Annotated in this window: 17 protein-coding genes; 10 read left to right on the forward strand and 7 right to left on the reverse strand. The window is 70.0% G+C overall.

Annotation, left to right across the window (positions count from 1 at the left end):
• Positions 1–9 precede the first annotated feature (9 nt).
• Positions 10–1,086, reverse strand: a complete 1,077-nt coding sequence (gene alr / locus LAJ19_RS07825) for an alanine racemase (RefSeq protein WP_225475219.1) — start codon at positions 1,084–1,086, stop codon at positions 10–12.
• A gap of 90 nt (positions 1,087–1,176) precedes the next feature.
• On the opposite strand from alr, the gene LAJ19_RS07830 reads away from it, so the two are divergent.
• Entirely contained in the window at positions 1,177–3,120 is a 1,944-nt protein-coding gene (locus tag LAJ19_RS07830; RefSeq protein ID WP_225475220.1) for a hypothetical protein, read from the forward strand.
• A gap of 74 nt (positions 3,121–3,194) precedes the next feature.
• Positions 3,195–3,611, forward strand: a complete 417-nt coding sequence (locus LAJ19_RS07835; protein ID WP_225475221.1) for a hypothetical protein — start codon at positions 3,195–3,197, stop codon at positions 3,609–3,611.
• 89 nt (positions 3,612–3,700) lie between these two features.
• Here LAJ19_RS07835 and LAJ19_RS07840 read toward each other — a convergent pair whose 3' ends face one another.
• Positions 3,701–4,378: an ABC transporter ATP-binding protein gene (locus LAJ19_RS07840; RefSeq protein WP_225475222.1), complete on the reverse strand. Its 678-nt coding sequence runs from the start codon at positions 4,376–4,378 to the stop codon at positions 3,701–3,703.
• A 1-nt stretch (position 4,379) separates the two neighbouring features.
• Positions 4,380–5,540, reverse strand: coding sequence for an ABC transporter permease (locus tag LAJ19_RS07845; RefSeq protein ID WP_225475223.1), 1,161 nt, complete (start codon positions 5,538–5,540; stop codon positions 4,380–4,382).
• Positions 5,541–5,653: 113 nt separating this feature from the next.
• Between LAJ19_RS07845 and LAJ19_RS07850 the strand changes: the two genes are divergently transcribed.
• Positions 5,654–6,916, forward strand: coding sequence for a DUF4127 family protein (locus tag LAJ19_RS07850; RefSeq protein ID WP_225475224.1), 1,263 nt, complete (start codon positions 5,654–5,656; stop codon positions 6,914–6,916).
• Between the two features lie 75 nt (positions 6,917–6,991).
• On the opposite strand, the gene LAJ19_RS07855 is transcribed toward LAJ19_RS07850, so the two are convergent.
• Genes LAJ19_RS07855 through proB form a run of 3 tightly spaced genes read right to left on the reverse strand, consistent with a single transcriptional unit; the run spans position 6,992 to position 9,723 of the window.
• Positions 6,992–7,873 (reverse strand): DMT family transporter, encoded by an 882-nt coding sequence (locus LAJ19_RS07855; protein ID WP_225475225.1) that lies wholly within the window; start codon positions 7,871–7,873, stop codon positions 6,992–6,994.
• Positions 7,870–8,610 carry a glucodextranase DOMON-like domain-containing protein gene (locus LAJ19_RS07860; protein WP_225475226.1) on the reverse strand — a complete coding sequence of 247 codons (741 nt, stop codon included), beginning with the start codon at positions 8,608–8,610 and terminating at the stop codon, positions 7,870–7,872. Before LAJ19_RS07860 ends, LAJ19_RS07855 begins: the two co-directional genes overlap by 4 nt.
• A 21-nt stretch (positions 8,611–8,631) precedes the next feature.
• Positions 8,632–9,723 (reverse strand): glutamate 5-kinase, encoded by a 1,092-nt coding sequence (gene proB / locus LAJ19_RS07865; RefSeq protein WP_225475227.1) that lies wholly within the window; start codon positions 9,721–9,723, stop codon positions 8,632–8,634.
• A gap of 100 nt (positions 9,724–9,823) precedes the next feature.
• On the opposite strand from proB, the gene LAJ19_RS07870 reads away from it, so the two are divergent.
• Positions 9,824–10,489 carry a hypothetical protein gene (locus tag LAJ19_RS07870; protein ID WP_225475228.1) on the forward strand — a complete coding sequence of 222 codons (666 nt, stop codon included), beginning with the start codon at positions 9,824–9,826 and terminating at the stop codon, positions 10,487–10,489.
• Between the two features lie 55 nt (positions 10,490–10,544).
• On the opposite strand, the gene LAJ19_RS07875 is transcribed toward LAJ19_RS07870, so the two are convergent.
• Positions 10,545–11,207, reverse strand: coding sequence for a TetR/AcrR family transcriptional regulator (locus LAJ19_RS07875; RefSeq protein ID WP_225475229.1), 663 nt, complete (start codon positions 11,205–11,207; stop codon positions 10,545–10,547).
• A 186-nt stretch (positions 11,208–11,393) separates the two neighbouring features.
• Here LAJ19_RS07875 and LAJ19_RS07880 point away from each other — a divergent pair, with 186 nt between their 5' ends.
• The 6 genes from LAJ19_RS07880 (at position 11,394) to LAJ19_RS07905 (ending at position 18,436) form a co-directional block, all read left to right on the forward strand.
• The gene (locus LAJ19_RS07880; RefSeq protein ID WP_225475230.1) at positions 11,394–12,266 is read left to right on the forward strand and encodes a bifunctional 5,10-methylenetetrahydrofolate dehydrogenase/5,10-methenyltetrahydrofolate cyclohydrolase; all 873 of its coding nucleotides are present in this window, start codon (positions 11,394–11,396) and stop codon (positions 12,264–12,266) included.
• A 279-nt stretch (positions 12,267–12,545) separates the two neighbouring features.
• The gene (gene lepA, locus LAJ19_RS07885) at positions 12,546–14,381 is read left to right on the forward strand and encodes a translation elongation factor 4 (protein ID WP_225475231.1); all 1,836 of its coding nucleotides are present in this window, start codon (positions 12,546–12,548) and stop codon (positions 14,379–14,381) included.
• Between the two features lie 152 nt (positions 14,382–14,533).
• Complete coding sequence (locus LAJ19_RS07890; RefSeq protein ID WP_225475232.1) at positions 14,534–15,610, forward strand: sensor histidine kinase; 1,077 nt, start codon at positions 14,534–14,536, stop codon at positions 15,608–15,610.
• Complete coding sequence (locus LAJ19_RS07895) at positions 15,607–16,191, forward strand: response regulator transcription factor (protein ID WP_225475233.1); 585 nt, start codon at positions 15,607–15,609, stop codon at positions 16,189–16,191. The genes LAJ19_RS07890 and LAJ19_RS07895 overlap by 4 nt, the downstream gene beginning before the upstream one ends.
• 222 nt (positions 16,192–16,413) lie before the next feature.
• Positions 16,414–17,580 (forward strand): pyridoxal phosphate-dependent aminotransferase, encoded by a 1,167-nt coding sequence (locus LAJ19_RS07900; protein ID WP_225475234.1) that lies wholly within the window; start codon positions 16,414–16,416, stop codon positions 17,578–17,580.
• An 85-nt stretch (positions 17,581–17,665) separates the two neighbouring features.
• Positions 17,666–18,436: an AIM24 family protein gene (locus tag LAJ19_RS07905; protein ID WP_225475235.1), complete on the forward strand. Its 771-nt coding sequence runs from the start codon at positions 17,666–17,668 to the stop codon at positions 18,434–18,436.
• The last annotated feature ends 28 nt before the right edge of the window (positions 18,437–18,464 follow it).

Raw genomic sequence — 18,464 nt, forward strand, 5'->3', positions numbered from 1 at the left:
CTGTCCATGTCAGGGCGCCAGGACCCGTTCCACACGGTCGCCCAGACCGGTAAGCACCTCGTACTCGATGGTGTCCCCCCAGGCAGCCACATCGGTCACGGTGAGGGTGTCCGGCTGCCAGAGAGTCACCCAGTCGCCGCGGCTCACGTTCAGGCCGGTGACGTCCACCATCAGCTGGTCCATGCAGATGCGGCCCAGGACGGGACGCCGCTCGCCGTTCACGAGGACCTGGGCGCGGCGGGTGGCGTTGCGGGGGTACCCGTCGGCGTACCCGATACCGATCGTGGCCACCTGCGTGTCCTGCGGGGCGCGCCACAGGCCGTTGTAACTGACGGTCTCCCCGGCGAGCGCGGTGTGCAGGTGCGTCACCTGTGCCTCCAGGGTCATGACTGGCCGCAGCGGCAGCACGCCGCGAAGGTGCGCCGGCACGTAGCCGTAGGACGCGAGGCCAGGCCGGGCGAGCCGCATGCCGGGCAGCGCGCCGAAGGAGAGGATTGCGCCGCCGTTCGCCGCGTGCGCCAGGACCGGCTCGGGCGTGGCGGGCAGGGCGTCCAGGACCGCCTGAAACCGGCGCAGCTGCTCATGAGCGAATCTCAGGTCCGGTTCGTCCGCCGTGGCGAAGTGCGTGTAGACGCCCTCAAGCTGCCCCCGCTCAGCGAGGCGCACCCCAACCTCTACAGCCTCCTCAGGCCGGGCGCCGAGCCGGTTCATGCCGGTGTCCACCTTCAGGTGCGCGCGGGCATGCGCAGGCAGAGCGTCCGCCTCGGCCAGGGACGCGACCGGTATGCGCACGCCCAGGTCCGCGAGGACCGCCACCTCCGGCGGGGTGGGCGGCGTGAGCAGCAGTACGGGCCGGCCGGGGGCCAGGGCGGCCACGACCTGCGCTTCGCGGGGCGTGGCGACCGCCAGCCCCCACACGTCGGGATGCGCGGCAGCCAGCGGCACGATCTGAGGCAACCCGTGCCCATACGCGCCGGCCTTTACAGGGAGCAGCAGGGGCGTGCCGCTGCGCGCGGCCAGCGCGGTGAGGTTGGCGTGCAGGTGGTCCGGGTGAATCAGGGCGCGGGCGCGGGCGGCGAGGGTCACGGGCGGATGCTACCCCCGCAGCGGGCCGGGTGCGCGGCGGGTGTCCAGCTGAACCGTCAGGAGCGGCGGCCTGTATGCTCTGAGGCAGTCATGCCAGTTTCCGTGTTGCCTGCCCGCCCTGCGTCCCTTCGCCTGCTTCTGCTGGGCGGCCTGCTGCTGCTCGCCGCTCCGGCCGCCGCGCAGACCGGCGGCACGCTGCCGCTGGTGTCGGTGGGGGACCGCTGGCCGCAGACGCAGGAAACGTACGTGATTCGCGTCTCCGCGCAGGACGCGGGCAAGCCGCTGGGGCTGGAGGTGTTCTCGCCGACGTTCAACCTCGCCGATTACGTGGATGGCCGGCGGGCCGACGGGTACTTCGGGGATGAACTGTACGCCAAGAACGAACCGTTCGAGACGACGTTCACCCTCACCGGCCCGGGCGGCCCGGTCGCGGAGCGCCGCTACGGCCTGAACCGCGAGCACACCTGGGAGGGCCTGTTCAGCGGCGGTCTGGCCGCCGGGACGTACACCCTGAAGGTCACCAGCAAAGGAAACGGCAAGAACGCGTTCGCGCTGCGGGTCGCGCCGCCCTTCTCGCTGGAGACGAGTGACTTCAGCGTGAACGCCCGCGCCTCGGACGAGGGACCGCTCCTCGCCGCCCGGGTGACCGTCCCGGCGGACTGGACCGGCAAGACACTCGGCCTCCTGAACTACGACGTGGACGGCCCGCAGGAGGCGGAACTGTGGGCGGTCCTGCCGGGCGGGCAGCGCGTGAACCTCACGCCCAGTGACAACGGCAAGACCGCCGCCGACACCTTCCGGATCACGCCGGAGATGGTGGGCGAGTGGCAGCTGTTCATCCGGGTTCTGGGCACCACGCGGCAGTACAGCAACGCCATCCGCTTCTCGTTCCGCGTGAATGACCAGCCGGTCACGGGGCGCGTGGGGGGCTTCGCGCCGCCTGAAGGGGCAAAACTCGCCAACCAGCTGCTCGTGGACGTCGTGGACCCGCAGGGCCGTCCGGTGCCGGGCGCGTCGTACGCGCTGGTGGGTGACTCGGTGGTGCGCCCGCAGTTGCCGGCCGGGTACGTGCCGGTCAGCAGCGCACTCATTCAGGGCACGGGGAACGTCGTCTCCGCCACCGAGGTGCGCTACCAGCCGGGCTTCACGAAGGTCCGGTTCGTGGCACGTCCGCCCGAGGGGCAGCTTCTGGTAGACGCCGTGGCCGTGTACGGCGGGCAGCGTATTCCCCTGACCGGGGTGCCGTTCCAGGTGGCCGGCCGGTCCCTGAACACGCCGGCCACGGTGCCCCTCACCCCCGGGGAGTACCCGGTGACGCCGTCGGCCGTTCCGGGCAGCACGGTCGCGGCGCCGCTGCCGGGCCGCGTGCCGGACGGCGGGTCGGGCCGCGTGACCATCGAGTACCGCGTGCAGAGCGAAGTGAGCCTGCTGACGGCGCCGGACGTGCTGAACATGTGTGACGTGACCCTGCTGACCGCCCAGGCGAAAACGGACTTCCCTTACCGCCTGCCGGGTCGCCTGAGCCTGAACCTTCCGAGCGGCTGGACCACCGACTACCCGCTGGAGTTGCCGGGGGAGTTCGGGCAGGGGCAGGTGCTGCGCCTGAAGGTGCCGGTGCGGGTGTGCCGCACCGACACGGCCGAAGCGGTCCTGGACCCGACCGGGCTGCGCACGACCGGGCAGGCGCGCGTGCGCAACCCTGGCGGCGCCAACGTGACCCGCACGGTGCAGGGCGGCGCGCGCGCCAGCCTGAACAAGACTGTGGACGCTGGCGTGCAGGGGTTCGTGGTCACCCTGGTGCTGACGGTGGACAGCACGCTGGAAAACGTCCGCCTGACCGACCCGCTTCCGGCGGGCAGCACGCGCGGACCGCTGCAGGTGCAGGGGCCCAGCCTGGCGAACGTCACGCCGCGGGTGGAAGGAGACAGTATCGTGCTTTCTCGCGTGATTCCCGGCACGTACACCTTGACGTACACGCTGCAGACGGACCAGCCGGCCGACCGCGTCGTGACCGCGCCGGACCTGGGCTGGTGAGCGGCGTGGCCCGCCAGATGAGGGTGGGGTCCGGCGTTCATGTGTCCCATGCAGCCGTCCGGTACCCTGGGGGCATGAAACGGGTCCTGTGCTTGCTGCCTCTGCTCGCGGCGTGCGGCGTGCAGGCGCCGCCGGCGCCGCTGGTGGGGGACCTGCTGAGTGCCCCGACCGCGCTGAACGTGCGCGGGCAGGTGGTGACCCTGGACACGACCTCAGCGGCGGGCACCGGGGGGTTCGGGGTGAAGGTTCGCCTGAACGCCGCGCGTGAGCCGCTGCCGGCCCTTCGCCTGGACGGCGTGTTCGTGGTGAGTGGGGGCGGGCTGTGGAAGTCGCCGCTGGCGGCGCAGGGTGCCGAGGGAAGTGCGTGGGGCCGCGGCGCGCCGGGGGTGCAGCCAGGGGAGCCGGTGCAGGTGGTGGTCCGCCTGCGGGACGTGCAGGGCCGCGTCCTGTGGCTGCGGGACGATGAAAGCCGCGTCGGAACCGCGCCCTAAAAAACGGAACGGACAGCGGCAGGGCCGGGTTGAAGGAATCCGGCCCTGCCGCTGCGCTGCCCTGCTCTGGGCTGGCGCTCGTGTCAGGGTCAGCTGGGGGTTACCACACCATCTTTCACGTTCAGGTGATGGTCGGCCTGCGCCGCCACGTCGCGGTCGTGGGTGATCAGGATCACGGTGCGTCCCTCGTCAGCGGCGCCGCGCAGCAGCGCCAGCACGCGTTCCCCAGTGCGGGTGTCGAGGTTCCCGGTGGGTTCGTCGGCCAGGAGGATCGCGGGGTTTCCGGCCAGGGCGCGCGCAATGGCGACCCGCTGCGCTTCCCCTCCGGACAGCTGACCGGGCAGGTGCGTCGCGCGGCGGTCCAGACCCACCAGGGCCAGCAGTTCCTGCGCGCGGCCCTGCCGCTCACGCAGGGAACGCCCGGCGAGTGAGAGGGGAAACTCCACGTTCTCCTGCGCGCTGAGGATGTTCACGAGGTTGTGGTTCTGGAATACGAAGCCGTAGCGGGCCAGCCGCAGGTCGGCGCGCTGCGTTTCACTCAGTGCGGTCAGGTTGGTGGTTCCGACCTGCACGTGCCCGGTGGTGGGTGTATCGAAGCCGGCCAGGAGGTTCAGCAGGGTACTTTTGCCGCTGCCGGAGGGTCCCACGACCGCGGTCAGGCCTGGGGGGAAGGTATGGGTGAAAGGAGCGAGGGCCTGCACCTGCCCGTCGCCGCTGGGGTACACGCGGGACAGGCTGTGCACGCTGAGGGTCGGTGCGGCGCTCACGTCAGATCCTTCCCAGCGCGTCGGTGATGCTGATCCGCCCGGCGTTCCGGGCGGGAAGCAGGCCGGACAGCAGGCCCAGCAGGAAACTGATGCCCAGGGCCAGCAGGGTCAGGCGCGGCGTGAGGGCCGCCGCGTCGATTCCGGCGAGGTTCTGGGTGTACACGTTCACGACCACGATGCCCAGCAGCCCCAGCAGCACGCCGCCCACGCCGCCCACCAGGGAAAGCAGCAGCGACTCGGTGAGCACCAGGGCGCGTACGAAGGCCGGCCGGGCGCCGATGGCCCGCAGGGTGCCGAACTCGCGGGTGCGTTCGAAGACGCCCATCATCACGGTGTTCGCCACGGCCAGGCCGCCCACGATCAGGGCGATCAGAGAGATGCCGAACCGCACCGCGTCGCTGATCCGCAGGGCCCGCTCAATGAAACTCAGAAAGTCCGACTGCGTGGCCGCCTCCAGGTTCAGGCGCTCGCTGATGCGGGTGGCGGCGGCGCGGGCCTCGCGCGGATTCTGTAGTTTCACGGCGACCAGGGACACGCGGTCCTCGGCGCCCTCACTGCGCTGCAGGGTGGACAGCGGCACGAAGATGAAGTTGTCCACCAGCCCGGACTCGGGGGCCAGCACGCCCACCACGTTCACGCGGCTGCGGCGGTTCAGGTTCAGGCGGCTGCCGATCTTCAGCTTCAGGTTCTGCGCGGCTTTGGCGCCGACCACCACGCCGCCCGTCTGCTCGTCGGTACCCTGCAGGGCGCGGCCCTGCGTGACCGTGACATTCGGGAACACCGCGCCGATGCCCTCCGCGGCGGGCAGGCCGTACAGCACGACACTCTGGGTGGGGTCCAGGCCGCCGCGCACGGCCATCACGACCGGCGTGACCGACTCGATGCCCAGGTCCGGCGCGAGTTTCTGCAGGTCAGCGACCGTGCTCTGCGGCAGGTTGGGGTGCATGGCCATGCCCTGTGACAGCGGCGTGAGGCTCACCTGGATGTCCGGGCCGATGCCGCCCAGCTCGCTGGTGAACACCTTGCGGATCCCCTCGCCCAGGGACAGGAAGATCACCATGCTGGCCACCGCCACGGTAATGCCCAGCGCGGTCAGGAGGGTGCGCACCCGCCGGCGGGTCAGGCCGCGCCAGGCGAGTCGCCACAGGTCGGTAAAGGTCATGCCGCCCAGGCTACGCCGCGCACGCCGGGACAGGTGGCATGAACGGCAACAGTGCCGTTGCGACCCATGAAACACCCAGCGGTCCCTCACGCTGGGCGCTTAGGGTGCGGGAGATGCGTGCTCCTGCTCTTGTCGCTGCGCTGCTTGCCGCCCAGGCGGGCGCGCAGACGTTATTGCCCCTAGATTCCCGCCCGGCCACGCGGGTGCTGCCGGCCCTGATCGGCGCCCTGCGTGGCGCAGCGCCCGCCGTGCCGGACGCCGCGCTGCTGGGCACGGCCACGCAGGGCGCCGACCCGCAGGCCCTCAGCGCGTGGCTGGCGGCCCAGCCGCGCCAGGGACCACTGATCGCGGCCCTGGACGCCCTGGCTTACGGCGGCCTGGTGCAGTCGCGGACCAGTGCGCTGAGCGCCGAGCAGGCCCTGGCGCGGCTGGAACCTGTGCGCACCTGGACCGAACGGACCGGTCAGCCGGTGTACGCGTTCATCACGCTGCCGCGGGAGCCTGACGCGACGAACCGCGCCCGGAACCTCGCCGTGGTGCGCGCCGTGACCGGCTGGGCGCGCGAAGGCCGCCTGAAGGAGCTGCACGTCACGTGGGACGACGCCCTGAGCGGCAGTCCCGCGCCGCAGGAGGGCGAGGCGCTGGCCCGGGAGGCCCCCGCGAACGTCCGGGTGTACCCCGGCGCGGACGAGGTGCTGTCCATGCTGACCGCCCGCGCGCTGGCACCCGAGGCGGCCACGGTCCGCATCGAGTACAGCGACGCCCAGGCCGCAGCGCAGGTGATGAGGTATGAAGGCATTCCCCTGACGCGCAGCGCCCTGAATCACGCCGAGGGCAGCGGCTTCCAGGTCCTGCCGGACGGCCGGGCGGACCTGACGCTGTACGTGTTCAGCGGCGGTGACCCGCGCCGCGCCGCCCTGCGGGTCAGTGCGCTGCTGCGCCAGGGACCGGTGGCGGTGGCAGACGTGGAGCAGGTGAACCTGGGAAACACGCGCTTCTGGTCGGACCTGCGCACGCTGCGGCAGCACGCGAATCTGCGCGCCCTGGCCGCGTGGGGAACGCCGGGCAACAACCTCGGCACGGCGCTGGCCCACGCGAAGCTCAGCCTGCGCGGCGCTGACCCGCAGCGGCAGGACGCCCTGCTGGCGCGAGAATTCGCCAACGACGTGATCTACAGCGGTGAGGTCCGCGCGCAGCTGCGGCGGCAGGTGCCGGAAGTGGAACTGAACACCCCGCGCGGGCAGGCAGCGCTGCTTCAGATAGCGCAGGGTTTTTTTCCCCTGCGCCTGGGCGAACACTACACGCTGGGTGGCGCGGCGCTTCCCTGGGGCCGGTCCTTCGAGTGGGATTTCACGCTGCAATCAGCGCAGCCCTGAACCAGGGGCAGCAGGTCCGGGCAAAGGGGCCACGCGCCGGGGAACAGGCACGCCTTGTCTGCCTCCTGCGGACGGTTACTCGGCCGGCGGGTGACGTTCGGTGTCGCTGGGCCCCAGGCTTAATAACAGGGCCGCGCCGATCACGAGGGCCGCGCCGGTCAGTGCCAGCGCAGACAGGCGCTCCCCGAACAGCAGCGCGGCCAGCGTGGCCGCCACCACCGGCTCCAGGCTGGCGATCACGCTGGCGCGCGTGGCGTTCAGGCGGCGCAGGCCCGCCGAATACGCCAGGTACGCCAGGTACGTGCTGAACACGGCGATGCCTCCCAGGCTGCCCCACACTGCGGGCGTCTTGGCGGTAAACGGCACGAAGGGCAGCAGGGCCACCGCCCCGACGGGCAGGGCCACAGCCAGCAGGGCGGCCGGGTCGTACCGGTGGAAGAACGCCTTGCCGTACAGGTAATACAGGCTGTACGTGAGCCCGGCCGTGAGGCCCCACGCGAGAGCCGGCGCGGTGACCGTCACGCCCTGCCCGCCACCGAGACTGATCAGGGCAATGCCGCCCAGTGTGCCGGCCACGGCGAGCACTTCGCGCAGGCCCAGGTGTTCGCGCAGGAATGCCCAGCCCATCAGGGCCACGAAAGCCGGCGCGGTGTACAGCAGGACGCTCGCGAGGCTGGCGCCGCCAGCCTGAACGGCCAGCTGGTACGACCCGTAGAAGAGGCTCACACCGCTCAGGCCGAAGGCTGCGGTGATCAGCAGGTCCCGGCCGCGCGGCAGGGCCGAGCGGGTCAGGAGCGCGTGCACGGCGTACAGGCCGCCGGCCAGAGTGGCGCGCCAGAAGGCCACCTCCAGCGGATGCAGGCCGCCGGCCTGCGCCTGCTTGCCCAGGATGCCCAGCAGCCCCCACAGTACGGCCGCCGCGAGAATCAGGAGGGGCGCAGGCACACGCGGGGTCACTGGCGCTCCAGGCGCCGCCAGACGGCGGCAGTGGCAGCGACGGTCAGCAGCAGACCTGTGATGCCCAGGCCGATCAGGGTGAGGCTGACCCAGTCGCGGGTGCGGCCCACCGCTGCCAGCGTGCCGTTCGTGTACGCCTGCATGTCGCCGGGCGCGGCGAGCACGTCCACCGGGGTGGGGGCGGCCTCACGGCCGGCCTGCAGCGCGGTGGGCGCGGGGGTGGTGGCGGGCCTCAGCACACCGTCTGGCGAGAGCGGCGTGTACACGCTGTTCGTGACCCAGTACCCGTACTGTCCGGCGGGCACGGCGGCGTCCACAATGAGGCTGCTGCCCGCGACCTGCACGGTGGGCGCCGCGAGCGCCGTCTCGCGTCCCTGGGTGTCCACCTGCGTCAGGGTGGACCCGCCAGGACTGACCCGCAGGTGGTACTGCCACCCGCCCTGGCCGCGCACGCGCAGGCCGGTGTTGGCTAGCACCTGCTGACCGCCCAGGGCGCCTTTCACGAAGATGTCGGTCACGCCGGCACTGAAGCCCGCCGGGCCGTTCCAGGGGTTTCCCATCTGGCCGTACGTGATGGTCAGACGCATCCCGTGGCCCTGCGGACGGGCCTCGAGGGCGCGCAGATCGAGCATTTCGGCGCTCAGGGCGGGCCGGACGGGCAGGATGTACCCGCCGTCCCCGCGGGCGTCCCCGGCCGGGTCGGTCATGGTGATTACGGAGGCAAGCAGGGCCAGCACGCGCGTCAGTATAGGCGGCGCCTAGAGGCGCACGAGGTCGTCGCGGTGCACGGCTTCCGGACCGTACGTGTACCCCAGCAGGCCTTCAATGGCGCGGGAATGCTGGCCGCGCACGCGCAGCAGGTCCTCAGATGCGTAGCGCGTCAGGCCGCGCGCGAGTTCCTGCCCGTCGGGGCCGAGGATGCGGATGGTGTGCCCCCGACCGAAACGGCCGCTGACGGCCGTGATGCCGGCGGGCAGCAGACTCGCGCCGCGGTCCTGCACGGCGCGCGCGGCGCCCGCGTCGAGTTGCACGCTGCCCGCGGCGATCTCTGCCAGAATCCAGCGTTTGCGGGCTTCCAGGCGGGAGCCGGCAGCAAGAAAGCGGGTGCCGATCGCCTCGCCGGACAGCAGGCGGGGCAGCACGTCGCGTTCATCACCGGGCGCGATGACGACCGGCGTGCCGGCCCGCGTGGCAATTTCGGCCGCCTGGATCTTGGTCTGCATGCCGCCGGTGCCGCGGTGAGAACCGGCCCCCCCGGCGCGCGCCCAGACCTCGGGGGTCACGCGCTCCACGACGGGAATCAGGGTGGCGTCGGGATCACTGCGGGGGTCACTGGTGTACAGGCCGGGGGCGTCCGTCAGGATGACCAGAAGATCGGCCTCCACGAGATTCGCCACGAACGCGGAGAGGGTGTCGTTGTCCCCCACTTTCAGCTGTTCCAGCGCCACGGCGTCGTTCTCATTGATGATCGGCATCACACCACGCGTCAGGCAGGCTTCCAGGGTCGTGCGGGCATTGAGGTACCGGGTACGGTCCCGGAAATCGTCGGCGGTGAGAAGCACCTGCGCGACCGGCAGGCCGTACAGGTCGGCCAGCTGCGCGTACGTGTGCATCAGGCGGCCCTGGCCCACGGCGGCCAGCAGCTGCTTTTCGGCCAGCGTGCGGTCGCGGGGCGGGAAGTTCAGGGCTTCCCAGCCAGCGAGCACAGCGCCGCTGGTAACCAGCACCGCCTGGTGCCCGGCCTCGCGCACGGCGGCCAGGGTGCGGATCAGGTCCACCATGCGGGGGCGGTGCAGGCGGTCGGTGCCTGCCGTGAGGACGCTGGTGCCGAGTTTCAGGACGACGCGCATACCCGGTGCAGCATACGGGGCGCCTGCGTGCCGGGCGGGCGGGCTGTGCAGTTGGGCGTGAGTCAGGGTTCGGAGAGGCGCGGCGCGCTATGACTGTGGCGTGCGTTTCCTTTCTTCCCTGATCGCGCTGGGCCTGCCGCTGCTGGGGGTTGCCGCTGGCCAGCCGGTTCCCGCTCTGTCGCTGGGCCCGGTGCGGGGCGTGCAGCTGTTCATGGGAGCCTTCCAGCCGGGCGCGGCAGAGGGTTCGCTGCTGGCCTACGCGCGCCGCGAAGGTCTGGACTGGACGGCGACCCAGAATCTGTTTGCCGTGCAGGTCACGGATGACGGGAATCACTTCCTGGACTGGCGGGGTGTCGGGCCGGGCGCGGCGGGACCGGTGTTCACGGTGGTGCGCGCCGCGACCTACGTGCGTGAGGCGCAGGCGCTGCTGGTCCTGAACCGCGAGTGGTGCCAGGGCGGGCGGTGCGAGCAGCGCAGCACCTTCGCGTGGCTGTCGGGCGGCGCGCTGCGCGCCGTGCCGGAACCGGAAGTGATTCCCCTGATCCGCGACCAGGACTTCTTTGCGGGGCGCGTGCCGGCCTGCCTGCGTGGCGTGACGCTGGGCGTGCAGTACGTGCCGTCCCGGGTGGGGATCACGCTGGCCGCACTGCCGGTCGTGCCGGACACGGCCCGGCGGGCGTGCGAGGCCAGCGGCGTGAATCTCAGCGCAGTGACGCGGCCCCGGCTTCTGAACTGGACGGCCAGTGTGGGCAAGTTCCGCTGGTGAGATCAACAGGGCCGGGCGCACCACATCACGGTGCGCCCGGCTCTGGCAGGGGTGATTACACGGCGTTGGCGGTGCGGCGGTCCTGCGCGGCCAGCTGCTCCAGGATGGCGCGCAGCGCCAGTTCAAACTCCGCGCGGTACTCGCCCGGGTCTTCCTGGCGGGGCTGACCGGAGAGGTCAGTGCCGGTCAGGGATTCCCGGAACTGCTGCCACCCGATCGCCAGGGCGTACAGGTGGCGCAGAAGGCGCAGGGTGGTGGGGGCGCTGTAGGGCATGTGCTGCACCAGGCGGCGCAGCTGCGTGTCGAGTTCACGGCGGAACTCCTGCGCCAGTTCGGGGCGCACGTTGCGTTCCAGCACGGTGCCGAGCAGCACCAGCAGGCGGCGCAGCGGGGTGAGGTGCTCGGCGGAGTCAAGCAGCACGTCGGTGAGCTGCTGCGGGGTGCGGGGCTTACGCTCAACGAGCAGGTCGGCCGTCCGGTTGATCCAGGCGTGCAGGTGCTCGCTGAGCAGCGCCAGGAACAGTTCTTCCTTGGTGTCGAAGTACAGGTAGAGCGTGCCCTTGGCCAGCTGGGCTTCCCGCGCCACCTGGTTCATGCTGAGCTCCGCGTAGGTCGTCGTGGTCCAGAGGCGTTCGGCCGCACGGAGGATGTCGTCGCGTCTCTGGTTCTTTTCTTCCGCACTTCGGGCGCGGGCAGGGCGGGTGATTTCAGGGGGCATCAGTGTAGACCATAGCGGCGTGTCCTGCAGGCCGCTGTGAAGCTCTTCACGGTATCCTCCCCAGGGGGGTGAACGGCGGCAGTGTGTCCCGGCGGGACACAGGGTGCCGTTATGCTATGCCCTGACCGCGCGGCCATTCCGGCTGCCCTGCCCTGGCCCTGACTCTGATTTCCCTCTGGACAACGCATGACTGACTCTGTTTCCCCCACCCCGGGCCGGGAGCTGCCCGGTAAACCCCTGGCGGACCGCGTGACCCGGCAGGTCCGCACAGACCTGGCCGCCTGGGCCTTCGAACCTCACCTGGTGAGCGTCCTGGCATCCGGTGACCCTGCCAGCCGCGTGTACGTGGACAGCAAGGCCCGGCGGGCCCAGCGGCTGGGCGTGCGCTTCAGCGTGCAGGACCTGGGTGCGGACGCCACGCAGGCCCAGCTGCACGAAACCCTTGACGCCCTGTCCAGCGACCCCGAGGTTCACGGCATCATGCTGGAACTGCCGCTCGCGGCCGGCCTGGACGCCGACGCGGCGCTGCTGCACGTCACCGCCCGCAAGGACATCGAGGGCCTGAGTCCTGCCAACCTCGCGCTGATCGCCGCAGGTCGCGAAAGCGAGGCGCTGCTGCCCCCCACGCCGCGCTCGGTGCGCTTCCTGCTGCGCGAAGCGCTGGGCGACGACCTGCGGGGGCTGCGGGTGGCGGTGATCGGACCGGGCCGCACCGTCGGCCGGCCCCTGACGTTCATGCTGAACAACCGCGGCGTCACGGTCACCCTGTGCAACGAGCACACCCGGGACCTGCGCGGAGTGCTGGCCGCGCAGGACGCCGTGGTGACCGCCGTGGGCCGCGCCGGCCTGCTGGGGCCGGACCACGTTCAGCCGAAGCTGGTCGTGATCGACGCGGGCATCAACGTGCAGCCGGGCGGCGTGGTCGGCGACGCCGCGCCGGGCCTGCCGGTGCAGGTGCAGACGCCAGTCCCGGGCGGTGTGGGGCCGCTGACCAGCGCCCTGATGTACCAGAATCTCGTGCGGGCCGTAAAACTTCAGCGGGGCGAACCGGTCGAGTAGGCCGCAGCGAGACGACACCCGGCGGGCACCTGCTTCTCGCGTCTACGCGCGCTGCGCCCGGACGTCAGGGCGCGCCCCCCGCCCCAGGCACCAGGTTGAAGGCCCGCAGGGAGGGTCACGGCCCGGGTCAGCCAGCCGGTACCCAGTCCAGCGGAGCAGCACGGTGGCCAGAGCCATGAGCAGAATCTTCCAGGGCGCAGTGGGCAGACGGGTGGGCGAAGGTGGGCGTGTCACCCCAGTGTGGTGCGGGGTGAGCGCGGCGGCACCTGCCCAGCCGGGATGAAGGATCACTGCATCGTCAGGGCCGGGCGGGATAGACTGCGGTTTGTGAACGTCAGGAACTTTTCGATTATCGCCCATGTGGACCACGGGAAATCCACCCTCGCGGACCGCATTCTGGAGCGGCTGGGCGCCATGTCCGAGCGGGACAAGCGCGACCAGACGCTCGACACGCTGGAACTGGAACGTGAGCGTGGCATCACCATCAAGTCCACTCCGGTGCGCCTGACATACAGGCGTGAGAACGGGGAGGAGTACACCCTCAACCTGATCGACACGCCCGGGCATGTGGATTTCAACTACGAGGTCTCGCGGTCCCTGGCGGCGTGCGAGGGCGTGCTGCTGCTTGTCGACGCCTCGCAAGGTGTGGAGGCGCAGACGATCGTGAACGCCTACCTGGCGATCGACAACAACCTGGAGATCGTGCCGGTCGTGAACAAGATCGACCTGCCGGCCGCCGATCCGGAAGGGGCGGCGCAGGAACTGGAGGACGTGATCGGCATTCCCGCGTCGGACGCCGTGTTCGCGTCCGGGAAGGCCGGGATCGGCATTTCGGAGATTCTGGAGGCAGTGGTGGAGCGGATTCCCGCGCCGACCGGTGATCCGGCCGCGCCGCTGAAAGCGCTGATTTTCGACTCGTTCTTCGACGCGTACCAGGGGGTGATTCTGTTTGTGCGGGTGCTGGAAGGCACGCTGCAGCCCAAGGATCAGATCCGCCTGATGAACGCCGGGAAGAACTTCGAGGTCGATAAGGTCGGGACGTTCAGTCCGAGACTGGTCGTGGGTCAGGAGCTCGGGGCGGGCGCGGTGGGATGGGTGGCGGCCGGCATCAAGGACATTCAGGACGCGCAGGTGGGTGACACCCTGACGGGCCGCGACCGGCAGACGACCGAGCCGTTCCCGGGCTTCAAACCGGCGCAACCGGTGGTGTTCTCGGGCCTGTACCCGACCGACACCGAGGACTACCGCAAGCTGCGTGACGCGCTGGAGAAACTGAAACTGAACGACGCGGCGTTCTCCTTCGAGCCGGAAACGTCTGAGGCTCTGGGGTTCGGTTTCCGCTGCGGGTTCCTGGGGCTGCTGCACGCGGAGATCATTCAGGAGCGCCTGGAGCGCGAGTACGACCTGGACCTGATTGCCACGGCGCCCGCCGTGGTGTACCGCGTGACGCTCACGAACGGGGACATCTTCGAAACGCAGAACCCGGCGGAGTTCCCTACGCGCGACCGGATCAGCATGGTGGAGGAGCCGTACATCAAGCTGTCGATCATGCTGCCCGAGGACTATGTCGGGACGGTGATGCAGCTGCTGCAGGACCGGCGCGGTTCGATGATCACCATGAACTACGTGGGCAAACGCGTGGAGCTGCTGTACGAGGTGCCGTTCGCGGAGATTCTGTATGACTTCCATGACCGCCTTAAGAGCATCTCGCGGGGGTACGCCAGCATGGATTACGAGCAGCTGGGCTACCGCGAGGGTGACCTGCGCAAGGTTGACATCATGGTGAACAACGAGGTCATTGACGCGCTGGCCGTGATTGTGCACGAAACCAAAACGTACAACCTGGGCCGCAAGATTGTGGACAAGATGGCGGACGTGATTCCCCGGCAGATGTTCCCGGTGCCGGTGCAGGCGGTGATCGGCGGGAAGATCATTGCGCGCGCCACCGTGAAGGCGTTCCGTAAGGACGTGCTTGCCAAGTGTTACGGCGGCGATATCAGCCGGAAGAAGAAGCTGCTTGACAAGCAGAAGAAGGGCCGCGCCCGCATGAAGCAGTTCGGGACGGTGGAGGTGCCGCAGGAGGCGTTCCTGGCGGTGCTGAGCACCGAGGAGTAAGGCCGGGGTTTTTCCTGCAGGCGCCCCCTCAAGAACGGAGGGGGCGCCTGCATTGGTCTGGGCCGTTTCTTCATGTGAGGGGGAATCAGCGGGGGTGGGGCTTGACAGGAGCGTGAGGGTTCTGTCAGACCCTCTCCCCTACCCTGAGCATCATGAGGAATCCGGTGAGCGCGCAGCGACCCCCGCAGACCGTCCGCCGGACGCTGGGGGGCAGCACGCTGCGCGCGCAGTTCACTGGCGTGATCTTCCTGCTGGCGTTCCTGCCGAACATCGTCCTGACCCTGATGGCCCAGCCCACCGTGCCCCTCATGACCGTGCTGGCGTGGATGCTGGTCGTGGGCATGCTGTGCGGCGTGGTGGGCTACGTGCTGAGCGGCTCCCTGCTGCGCGCCGTGAGCCGCCTTCAGGACGAGGTGGAAGCCGGGCGGTTCCGGGACCGCCATCCGGACGACCCGCGGGAAATCCTCACGCTGCGCGCCGCGTTCACCGGGCTGCTGGACCGCCTCAGCACCGAGCAGGGCCGCCGCAATGCGTTCATTGCCACGCTGGTGCACGACCTGAAGACCCCTCTGATCGCCACCGGTCACCTCACGCGGGCCCTGACCACCCTGCCCCTCCCGGACGCCGAACGGCGCGAGGTGGGCCGGCAGATCCAGGCAGAAACGCAGCGGCTGCTGGACCTCGTGCAGCAGATGGCCGACGCGCACCGTTTCGAGCAGGAGGACGTGCAGGTGCAGTGCGCGCCCACTGACCTGCGCGGGGTGCTTGACACGGTGGCGCAGCGTCTGGCCGTGCAGGCCGAGGAGCGTGGCCTGAGCATCACCGTGACCGGGGCCGGCGTCGCTCCGGCCGACGCGGGCGTCCTGGAACGCGCCGTCACCAACCTGACCGTCAACGCCCTGCGTTACGCCCGCACGCAGGTGAAGCTCAGCGTGGACCGCCTCGGCCTGCACGTCACCGACGACGGCCCCGGTCTTCCCGCTCCACTGAATGAACTGGCGCAACCCTTCAACGCTCAGCCCACCATGATCGCCGGTCGGCAGTACACGTCCGGCACCGCCGGGCTGGGCCTGTTCATCGTGCGGCGCATCGCGGAAGCCCACGGCGGGCGCCTGTCGTACGCCCGCGAAAGTCATTCTCCCACCGAAGCCCCACCGGGCCTCCCCACGTCCGCACTCCCGCCCACCCAGACCCGCTTCACCCTGTTCCTCCCGGAGGTTCACCCATGAGACTAGTCATTGCCGACGATCACCCCCTCTTCCGCATGGGCCTGAAGTACGCCCTGATTCACCAGGGTTTCGACGTGGTCGCGGAGGCCAGTGACGGCCTGGCCGCCCTGGAGGCCTGCCGGGCCCTGCAGCCCGACGCGGTGCTGCTGGACGTGAAGATGCCCGGCATGACCGGCATTGAGGTGTGTGAACGCCTGCGCCAGAGCAATCCACGTCTCGTGAGCGTCCTGATCACCACCTTCGCGGAGCCCGCCATCGTGCAGGCGGCCCGCGCGGCCGGCGCGCGCGGGTACGTGAGCAAGGAAACCGACCCGGAGAGCCTCGCGCGGCAGCTTCGGGACATCGTGGCGAATCCTGACGTGGACCGCCTGCCGCACGTGGATGTGCCGCGCCTGACGCCCCGCGAGTCCGAGGTGCTGCCCCTGCTTGCCCAGGGGTACAGCAACAAGGAAATTGCGAAGAACCTCGGCGTGAGTCCGGACACGGTGAAGGATCACCTCGCGCGCCTGTACGCGAAACTGGACGCCGGGGACCGCACCGAGGCGGTCAGCCGCGCCCGGTCCATCGGTCTGCTGCACTGAACCGGACGGCAATGCGCGCGGGGGCCAGCAGTGGCCCCCGCGCTTTGTGTTCCTCCCCAGCGGAACAGCCCCGCGTGTCGCTCTGGCTGGCTGAGCGGCGGGGCGGAGGCCACCAGGCTCCTCTGCCTCTCCCGCTCATCCGTGACGGACGCAGGGGCAGGTCACCCTCCGCTTCTAAACCTCTGCGCCTGTGCTGGCCGGGCGGCCTGTACGCTGCGGGGCATGAGCGGCCCTTTCTCGCTGTCCGACCGAGCCCTGAGCCTCAAGCCGTCCTCGACAGTGGCGGTCACCAGCCGAGCGCTGGAGTTGCAGCGGCAGGGCGTGGACGTGATCAGCATGAGTGTGGGCGAGCCGGACTTCGACACGCCCGATCACGTGAAGGCCGCCGCCATTCGCGCAATCGAGTCAGGCAAGACGAAATACACCGCCGTCAGCGGCATTGCGGAGTTGCGTGAGGCCATCAGCGCGAAGTTCGCGCGGGAGAACGGCCTGACGTACGCGCCGGAGTGCGTGACCGTCACCAGCGGCGGGAAGCAGGCGCTGTTCAACGCGTTCTTCGCGCTGCTCAACCCGGGTGACGAGGTGCTGATCCCCGCGCCCTACTGGGTGAGCTACCCGGAGATGGTGGCGCTGACGGGCGCCGTGCCGGTGGCGGTGCCGACCACGCCGGAGTCCGGGTTCATGCTGGACCCCGGCGAGCTGGAGGCGCGGGTCACCGCACGGACCCGCATGATCGTGCTGAACAGTCCGGGCAACCCGACCGGCGCGGTGTTCTCCCCGGAGGTGCTACGCGGCGTGGCGGCGGTGGCGCAGCGGCACGGGCTGATGATCGTGACCGACGAGATGTACGAACACCTTGTGTATGACGCCGAGCAGCTCAGCATCGGCACGCTGGCGCCCGAGCACACCCTGACGGTCAACGGGGCGAGCAAAGCGTATGCCATGACCGGCTGGCGGATCGGGTACGCGGGCGGCCCGAAGGGCGTGATTGCGGCCATGAATGCCCTGCAGTCGCAGAGCACGAGCAATGCCAGCAGCGTGTCGCAGTACGCGGCGCTCGCGGCGCTGGGCGATCACGAGGCCACCGCGCAGTTCGTCACGCTGGCCCGCGCGGCGTACCGCGCCCGGCGCGACCGGATTGTTTCGGGACTGAACGCTCTGGGGCTGCGCACGCCGACGCCTCAGGGGGCGTTCTACGTGATGGCGGACACGACGCCCATTCACGCCGATGAGCTGGAGGCCACGCGGCGCATTCTGGATGAGGCGCGCGTGGCGGTCGTTCCAGGGACTGATTTTGCCGCACCTGGACAGGTGCGCCTGAGCTACGCGACCAGCATGGACAACATCAACGAGGTGCTGCGCCGCCTCGCCCCGCTGTCGGGCGCTTGAGGCGGGGGGCGGCGCAGGGCGCTTGCGGGGACGCTTTGTCGCGCGGCGCAACTTTCATTCGGGTGGCGTCGTACTGTGACTTTGTATGACGAACATGCAGCCGGGCAGTGACGGGACCTACAGCCTGCGCGATTTCATTGCGCAGACCGCCGAGCGGGACAATCCCGGCGAGGTGTTCGAGCTGGAGAGCAGCAAGATGCTGGAGGTGAAGGTCAACGGCCGCATCTGGAGCAAGCTGGGGGCGATGGTGGCGTACAAGGGCAACCTGTCGTTCACGCGTGAAGGCATGCTGGAGGGCGGCCTGATGAAGGCCCTGAAACGCGCCGTGTCGCAGGAGATGAGTCCGCTGGCGAAGATCGAGGGGCGCGGCGTGGCGTACCTGGCGGACCAGGGGAAGGAAGTGCAGATTCTGCGCCTGCAGGGCGACGCGCTGAACGTGAACGGCAACGACCTGCTGGCCTTTGAGGACACCGTGCAGTACGACATCACCATGCAGCGCCGCATTGCGGGCATGGCGGCGGGTGGACTGTTCAGCGTGCGGGTCCAGGGGCACGGCATGGTGGCAATCCTGAGTCACGGCAAGCCGCTCACGCTGCGCGTCACGCCGCACGAGCCGATCTTCACGGACCCGAATGCGACCATCGCGTGGAGCGGGAACCTGCAGCCGCAGCTGAGAATGGATTCCAGCATGCGCAGCATCTTCGGGCGGGGCGGCGGGGAGACCTACCAGATGGTGTTCCAGGGAGACGGCTTCGTGGTCGTGCAGCCGTACGAGGAGTTCGAGGCGGGCATGGTGGGCGGCGACAGTCACGGCGGGCACAGCGTGGGCCGCAGCCTGGGGGACCTGTTCGACTGATCCTGGCTCACTTCCAGGCCGGGCAGAC

The sequence above is a fragment of the Deinococcus taeanensis genome, assembly GCF_020229735.1.
Classification (GTDB): Bacteria; Deinococcota; Deinococci; order Deinococcales; family Deinococcaceae; genus Deinococcus; species Deinococcus taeanensis.

What these genes read in the sequence shown, in the direction of transcription:
- LAJ19_RS07895 (WP_225475233.1), top strand. Translation starts at nt 15,607, where the DNA reads ATGAGACTAGTCATTGCCGACGATCACCCCCTCTTCCGCATGGGCCTG.
- LAJ19_RS07875 (WP_225475229.1), bottom strand. Translation starts at nt 11,207, where the DNA reads ATGCCCCCTGAAATCACCCGCCCTGCCCGCGCCCGAAGTGCGGAAGAA.
- LAJ19_RS07850 (WP_225475224.1), top strand. Translation starts at nt 5,654, where the DNA reads ATGCGTGCTCCTGCTCTTGTCGCTGCGCTGCTTGCCGCCCAGGCGGGC.
- LAJ19_RS07835 (WP_225475221.1), top strand. Translation starts at nt 3,195, where the DNA reads ATGAAACGGGTCCTGTGCTTGCTGCCTCTGCTCGCGGCGTGCGGCGTG.
- LAJ19_RS07900 (WP_225475234.1), top strand. Translation starts at nt 16,414, where the DNA reads ATGAGCGGCCCTTTCTCGCTGTCCGACCGAGCCCTGAGCCTCAAGCCG.
- LAJ19_RS07890 (WP_225475232.1), top strand. Translation starts at nt 14,534, where the DNA reads ATGAGGAATCCGGTGAGCGCGCAGCGACCCCCGCAGACCGTCCGCCGG.
- lepA (WP_225475231.1), top strand. Translation starts at nt 12,546, where the DNA reads ATGAAGGATCACTGCATCGTCAGGGCCGGGCGGGATAGACTGCGGTTT.
- LAJ19_RS07830 (WP_225475220.1), top strand. Translation starts at nt 1,177, where the DNA reads ATGCCAGTTTCCGTGTTGCCTGCCCGCCCTGCGTCCCTTCGCCTGCTT.
- proB (WP_225475227.1), bottom strand. Translation starts at nt 9,723, where the DNA reads ATGCGCGTCGTCCTGAAACTCGGCACCAGCGTCCTCACGGCAGGCACC.
- LAJ19_RS07845 (WP_225475223.1), bottom strand. Translation starts at nt 5,540, where the DNA reads ATGACCTTTACCGACCTGTGGCGACTCGCCTGGCGCGGCCTGACCCGC.
- LAJ19_RS07905 (WP_225475235.1), top strand. Translation starts at nt 17,666, where the DNA reads ATGACGAACATGCAGCCGGGCAGTGACGGGACCTACAGCCTGCGCGAT.
- LAJ19_RS07880 (WP_225475230.1), top strand. Translation starts at nt 11,394, where the DNA reads ATGACTGACTCTGTTTCCCCCACCCCGGGCCGGGAGCTGCCCGGTAAA.